This window comes from Cryobacterium frigoriphilum (genome assembly GCF_004403305.1).
Lineage (GTDB): Bacteria > Actinomycetota > Actinomycetes > Actinomycetales > Microbacteriaceae > Cryobacterium > Cryobacterium frigoriphilum.
On record NZ_SOHE01000027.1, the window covers coordinates 22,971 to 28,970 of the forward strand.

Annotated in this window: 6 protein-coding genes; 3 read left to right on the top strand and 3 right to left on the bottom strand. The window is 69.9% G+C overall.

The window, feature by feature from the left end; all coding sequences use genetic code 11:
- Positions 1–117 precede the first annotated feature (117 nt).
- On the bottom strand, positions 118–1,500 hold the full coding sequence (locus tag E3T55_RS06170; protein ID WP_134518702.1) for an MFS transporter: 1,383 nt from the start codon (positions 1,498–1,500) through the stop codon (positions 118–120).
- 455 nt (positions 1,501–1,955) lie between these two features.
- Between E3T55_RS06170 and E3T55_RS06175 the strand changes: the two genes are divergently transcribed.
- The 3 genes from E3T55_RS06175 to E3T55_RS06185 all read left to right on the top strand — a co-directional run bounded on the left by E3T55_RS06175 (position 1,956) and on the right by E3T55_RS06185 (position 4,368).
- Complete coding sequence (locus E3T55_RS06175; protein WP_166791697.1) at positions 1,956–2,744, top strand: metal-dependent hydrolase; 789 nt, start codon at positions 1,956–1,958, stop codon at positions 2,742–2,744.
- A 90-nt stretch (positions 2,745–2,834) separates the two neighbouring features.
- Positions 2,835–3,626 (top strand): heliorhodopsin HeR, encoded by a 792-nt coding sequence (gene heR / locus E3T55_RS06180; RefSeq protein ID WP_134518704.1) that lies wholly within the window; start codon positions 2,835–2,837, stop codon positions 3,624–3,626.
- A gap of 79 nt (positions 3,627–3,705) precedes the next feature.
- On the top strand, positions 3,706–4,368 hold the full coding sequence (locus E3T55_RS06185; protein WP_134518705.1) for a DUF7002 family protein: 663 nt from the start codon (positions 3,706–3,708) through the stop codon (positions 4,366–4,368).
- 12 nt (positions 4,369–4,380) lie between these two features.
- On the opposite strand, the gene E3T55_RS06190 is transcribed toward E3T55_RS06185, so the two are convergent.
- Entirely contained in the window at positions 4,381–4,986 is a 606-nt protein-coding gene (locus tag E3T55_RS06190; protein WP_134518706.1) for a nuclease-related domain-containing protein, read from the bottom strand.
- A gap of 153 nt (positions 4,987–5,139) precedes the next feature.
- A partial coding sequence (locus tag E3T55_RS06195; protein ID WP_134518707.1) for a sensor histidine kinase occupies positions 5,140–6,000 on the bottom strand: 861 nt, incomplete at its 5' end.

Sequence of the window (6,000 nt, forward strand, 5' to 3'; positions counted from 1 at the left end):
GCCTGCGCGCTCGTTCGGCGCAGGCGAGAATTCCAGCTTGCCCCCCGTTTCTGCACGAAAGCTCCGTATCCCCTCCCGACTCCATCAGTGGGGTTGCGAAACCGGCCCGGAGTATGTTTAGTCCTCGAGAACCTGGCCGCGCTTCTCAGGCAGGCCGAACGCTCCCAGCGAGGCCACCACGAACAGGGCCGCAAAGATGACGAACAGCAGCAGCGTGCCGCCGGCGTCGCGCACAATCGGCACCGCGAGCGGTGCCAGAATCGCGGCAATCCGCCCGATCCCGGCCGCCCATCCTGCCCCGGTGGCGCGCATCCGCGTCGGGTACAGCTCCGGAGTGACCGCGTAGAGCGCGCCCCACGCCCCGAGGGTGAAGAACGAGAGCAGCATGCCGGCGCCGATCACCTGGGGTGCACTGTCGGCGAGGCCGAACAGGCTCGCCGCGACCGCGGAGCCCACGAGGAACGTCGCGAGCGTCGGCCGTCGACCCCACTTTTCGATCAGATACGCCGAGAGTGCATAGCCCGGCAGCTGCGCCACGGTGATGATCAGCGTGTACGCAAACGAGCGCACGAGCGAGAAGCCCGAGGCGACCAGAATCGTCGGCAGCCAGATGAAGGCGCCGTAATAGGCGAAGTTGACGCAGAACCAGACCAGCCAGAGCGATGCCGTCGACCGCCGCAGCGCGGGCGACCAGAGCGCCGCGATGCGCGCGGGCAGTGACGGAGCCGGGGCGAGGGCCGCGGCGGGCACCGCGGCGGCCGGCAGCGCGGCATCCGCTTCACCAGCCGGCACGACGACGGATGTCCCGGCCGACCTCTCAAAGCGCACCACCGTCGCCTCTGCTTCCGCGGTGCGTCCCCGTGACTCGAGAAAACGTACCGACTCGGGCAGGCCGAGGCGCACCACGACCGCGTAGATGGCCGGCGCGGCGCCGACCGCGAGGGCCCAGCGCCATCCGTCGTCGGAGAGCGGAATGACCAGAAACCCGATCAGGGCGGCGAGGGTCCAGCCGACCGCCCAGAACGATTCGAGAATCACGATCACCCGGCCGCGAATCTTCGGCGGCGCGAACTCGCTCACCAGGGTCGACGCGACGGGCAGCTCGGCGCCGAGGCCAAGCCCCACGACGAATCGGGCGGCGATGAGCACGCCGACGGTGAGCGCCAGTGCGGAGGCGCCGGTCGCGAGGCCGTAGACAACCAGGGTGATCGCGAAGACCTGACGGCGGCCAAGGCGATCGGCGAGCAGGCCGCCGAGCACCGCTCCGAGAGCCATGCCGATGAAGCCGGCGGATGCGATCCAGCCGAGTTCGGCATCGGAGACCTGCCACTGCACGGCGAGCTGCGCGAGCACGAAGCTGATGAGGCCAACGTCCATGGCGTCGAGGGCCCAGCCGACGCCGGAGCCCACGAGCAGCTTGCGATGTTGCTTCGTGAAGGGCAGGGCGTCGAGACGCGCGGTGCGGGTGGGGGGCGGTGTGGTGACGGCAGGTTGCGACATGGTGCTTGTTCCGCGTTTCATTGGGTCAAACGTGCCGAAGATGTGCCGAAGAGACACCAGACCTCAAATGTTACGTCCCCGCGGATACATCGCGCATCATCACCACCGCGCCCTCGCCCTCGCCTTCGCCCTGCGCGGGAGCGGGGCCGCAGGATGACCGCGCCCGATACGGGTAGGCGCTACCGTAATGGCCGTAGCGCTCACCCGTATCGGGCGCGGTCATGCATTCGAGGCAGCTGGGGCGTCTGGCCGGCCCGGACGGATGCCGGCTATCTCGCCTCCGTCGCCCGCTTGACCCGCATCGACCGCGACCTGGCGCGCTGAGACTCTTCACCACGCCCGCGGCGACGGCGGCGGCGACGGCACTGTCGGAGGTCGACCGTAGGGTGGGGCACGCCCGGAAACGTCATCCCGTGCACGACAGAAACGGTCAGCATCACAGATTCAACGAACGAATGATGGGCCCCCACCACGCGATGACCGGCGCCGCCGCCTGGATCGCCGTCACCACCACCGCCGGGCATGGCCTCGGTCTCTACCCGGTCACCCCCATGGGCACCCTCACGGGGGCGCTGCTGTGCGCCGGCGCGGCCCTGCTCGCCGACGCCGATCACACCTCCGCGACCATCTCGCGGTCGATTCCGGTGCTCGGCAAGCTCGTCACCGCCGGGCTGAGTCGCGCCTCGGGCGGGCACCGGCACGGGCTGCACTCAATTTTCGCCGTGTTCTGCGCGTGGCTGCTCGCGACCGGCCTCGGCCATCTGCTGTGGCAGCCCGTCTGGTGGCCCGAGCCGATCGGCCTCGGAATTGCCGTGATGAGCGCGGCCGCGATCGCCTTCGCGACCAAAGCACTCGGCCTGGCGCGCGGGTCGTGGACCCTCGCTTGGCTGATCGGGGGCCTGCTCGCGGCCGTCATCACCCTCTATGCACCCGGCCAGCAGGACTGGTTCGTGGTCTGCTTCACGCTGGGGTACGGCATCCACTTGCTCGGAGATCTGCTCACCGACCGCGGGCTGCCGCTGTTCTGGCCGTTCGTGCCCCGGCCGCCGCGGGCCTGGAGTCGGGTGCCGCTGCTCGATTCGCTCTGGTCGAGCGGCGGCAACGTGGCCGTTCCCGTGCTCGGTAACGCGGGGTCGATTCGCGAGTGGCTCGTGCTCATTCCGGTCACGGCATATGTCGGTTACGGCGTGCTCTATGCGGTGCTGGACGAGGCCGGGGCGAACCTCACGCTGCTGGGCGGTTAGCCCGCACCGCGCTGACACTGCGTCAATACCGCGACCCCGCAGGCGATTGCTGGTACCGTCAGCGACTGTGAGGGCATTTCAGGGGGATGTATGGCGCGGGTAGCGCGCACGGTGAATCAGCGCATCCGTCGGCTGCGTACCTTCAACCGGGTGGCCGCGAGCCTGCACCTCGTGCTGGCCGTCGGCCTGAGCTATCTGCTGGTGCTACTCGGTGAGTCGATCAGCCTCGAGGGCGCCCGGGATCTGCTCTTCGGCGGCCGCGACGTCTCGGTCAGTGCCGGCCAGTCAACCCTGTTCGTGGGGATCGCTCTCGTGCTGATGCTGCTGATCTCCACGGTCTGCCATTTTCTGGTCGCCTCGCCGACCGCGTTTCGCTACACGATCGGCATCAAGACGGGTTACAGCACCATCCGTTGGGTCGATTTCGCCCTGAGCTCATCGATTCTGCTCTGGGTGCTCGCCGAAATCACGGCCATCGCTCATACCTCCGCGTTCGTCGTGCTGATCATCGCCAACGTGGCCCTGCTCGTGTTCGGTTCCCGTCTCGAAAGAGCGGATGCCCCGGGCCGGGCCCTGTATCCCGGCTTTCTGATCGGTGCCCTCGTCGCGGCCCTGCCCTGGCTCGCCCTGTTGTTCTACGTGATGGGGCCCGGATCGACGGGCGAAACCCGCCCGGCCGTGTTCGTCTTCACGCTCGTGCTCTCGGTGTTCGTCAGCGCGGGGGCGTTCGTGCTCAATCAGGTGCTGCCGCACTTTCGCGTGGGGCCGTGGCGGGACTTCGTCTTCGGCGAGGGCGTCTACATCGCACTGAATCTCGGCGCGAAACTGGCCCTGACCGCGCAAATCGTCGCCGCCGCTGTGCTGCCACGACTGGACCTGTGACGAGGACCTCCGCAGAGGACCACCCGATCGGCGCCGGCCCCGAATCGGCGGCCGCCGCCGGGGCGAGTAGCCTCGAACCGTGCACTCCCGCGACCTGATCCGCCTCTACCCCGAACTGTTCCATGTCGCGGCCGATGACAGCTGGCCACAGATCGAGCGGCACGGACTGCTCAGCCCCACCGCCCTCGTCACCCGCTGGGGCGTGAAACAGGGAGCGCCGCAGGCCGCGATCCTCGGTCGCCGCCGCAGCGAATCGCGGGTGCTCGAGCACCCGGATTACGGCACCGCCGTGCTACGCCACCAGAAGGCCCTGCACGAGCCCTCACTCGCCGACGCCCTTGACGACATGACCGTCGCCGAGTGGTACGACCTGCTCAACGACCGGGTGTTCTTCTTTCTGCAGCGCAACCGGCTGGATCAGGTGCTCGGAGCGCCGCTCTACCGGGACGACGCCCACACCGTCATCACCCTCAACACGAAAAGCCTGGTCAGCGCCTACGAAGACGAGATCGAGCTCAGCGCCCTCAACTCCGGCTACGCGCAACGGCACAGTAAAGAACCCCGCGGCCGCGACACCTTTCAGTCGATCGAGGAGTTTCAGCATCCGTCGCGGGCACACGCCCCGACGAAGACGCAGGACGTGGCCGAACTCGCGGTGCGCCGCGGGGTGCGCGACATCGGCGAGCACGTCGTACGCGTCGAACGGATGCGGGACGGCACCGTTCTCGAACGCCTCGCCTGAGCGCCGCGCCGCTCAGCCGGGAGGCCGCGGGAGCGGGAGTGCGCGCGGCGGCAGGCCGGGGCCGAAGGTGGGGCGGATACCCCACGTCACCGGGCTGTCGATCACGGCGGCGAGTTCCATGCGTTCGATCGCGCGCAGCACGGTCGGCAGGCCCGCCAGCCAGGCCTCGAGGTCGTCGGCGGCGAGCACCTTCACCGGAAGTGGCCGGTCCCGCAGGCTCCGGGGGCCCACATACCGGGCCCCTTCGAGAGCGAGCACGGGGCGCACGGGCGCCGGCACGGCCATGCGGGTGCGCAACAGGGTGGCGAAGCGGTCGGCCTGCCGTTCGGCCTCGGCCAAGAACGCGACCCGGTGCCCGGACACAAGTAGCCCGCGTTTGTCGGCCCAGGCCCAGTCCCCGGCCAGGTGCTGCACGCAGATGGTGAAGATTCCGCCCGGCCCGACCACGAGATGAGCGGCTCCGGGCAGCGGATGAAACACGGCCCAGTGCCGGGGAACGGCCGGCAGGGCGCCGGGCACGGTCTGAAGCGTGGTCTCGAGCTGCGTCTCGGGCCGCGTGGAACGGATGCTGACCGGCTGCGCCTCTGTGCGTCGCCGGGACGGAAGGGTGTGAGTCATGATCTACTCCTCGCCGGGTTTCGTATCCTGCCAGCGTGCGGCCGACAATGAGACCCCCAATTGGGGTGTAGTGGCGCGGCGTGGGCCGTGATGCGGGGCTGAGTTGCGGACTTCGCACCCTCGCGGGCACCACAAAGGGCCGAAGTCCGCGACTCAGCCGTACTCGGGGGCTACGACCCGCGGCAGGACCAGCTCGAAGCGCGCGCCGGTCGGGGTCTCGCCCGGGCGGCGCGCGACGCACGTGAGCGTTCCGGCGTGGGCTCGCACCAGCGCGCGGGCAATCGGCAGGCCGAGCCCCGAGCCGCCGCGGTTGCTCGCCCGCGACTCGTCGAGCCGCACAAACCGCTCAAAGATGCGCTCGCGGTCAGCGGGTGCCACGCCGGGGCCGCTGTCCGTCACCGACAGGCACGCCTCCGCGGCGCCGGCCGCATTCGTGCCGTCCAGATACGCGCCGTCCAGATACGCCCCGGCCACATTCGCTCCGGCCACATTCGTGCCGACCACATCGACACGGATGCCGCCGCCCGGCCCGGCCGCATGGCGCGCGTTGTCGAGCAGGTTCGTGAGCACCTGACTGAGACGCTCGGCGTCGCCGTGCACCCAGACCGCACCGCTCGCGGTGAGGTCGAGGCTGCACTCGGGCGCCAGTAGTCGCTGTTCGGCCACGATACGGGTGGCGAGCTCGGTGAGGTTGACCTGGCGGAGCATCCGCTGCCCGGAAGCAGCGCCAGCCCCGGCAACAGCGTCAGCCCCGGCACCCGCCGCCTGGTCGAGGCGGGTCATCAGCAGCAGGTCGGCCACCAGGCGGCCGGCCCGGTGGGTCTGCTGAATCATGCCGACCATCAACTGCTCGCGCTGCGGCCGGGCCGGGTTGTCGCGCAACAGGGTCTCGGCGGTCGCCTGCAGGCCGGCAACCGGGGTGCGGAGCTCGTGGGAGACATCCGCGAGCAGCTGCCGCATGCGGTCCTCGGCGGCGGCCGCGCCGGCGGCCGCCGTGCGGGCGGCGCCCTCCGC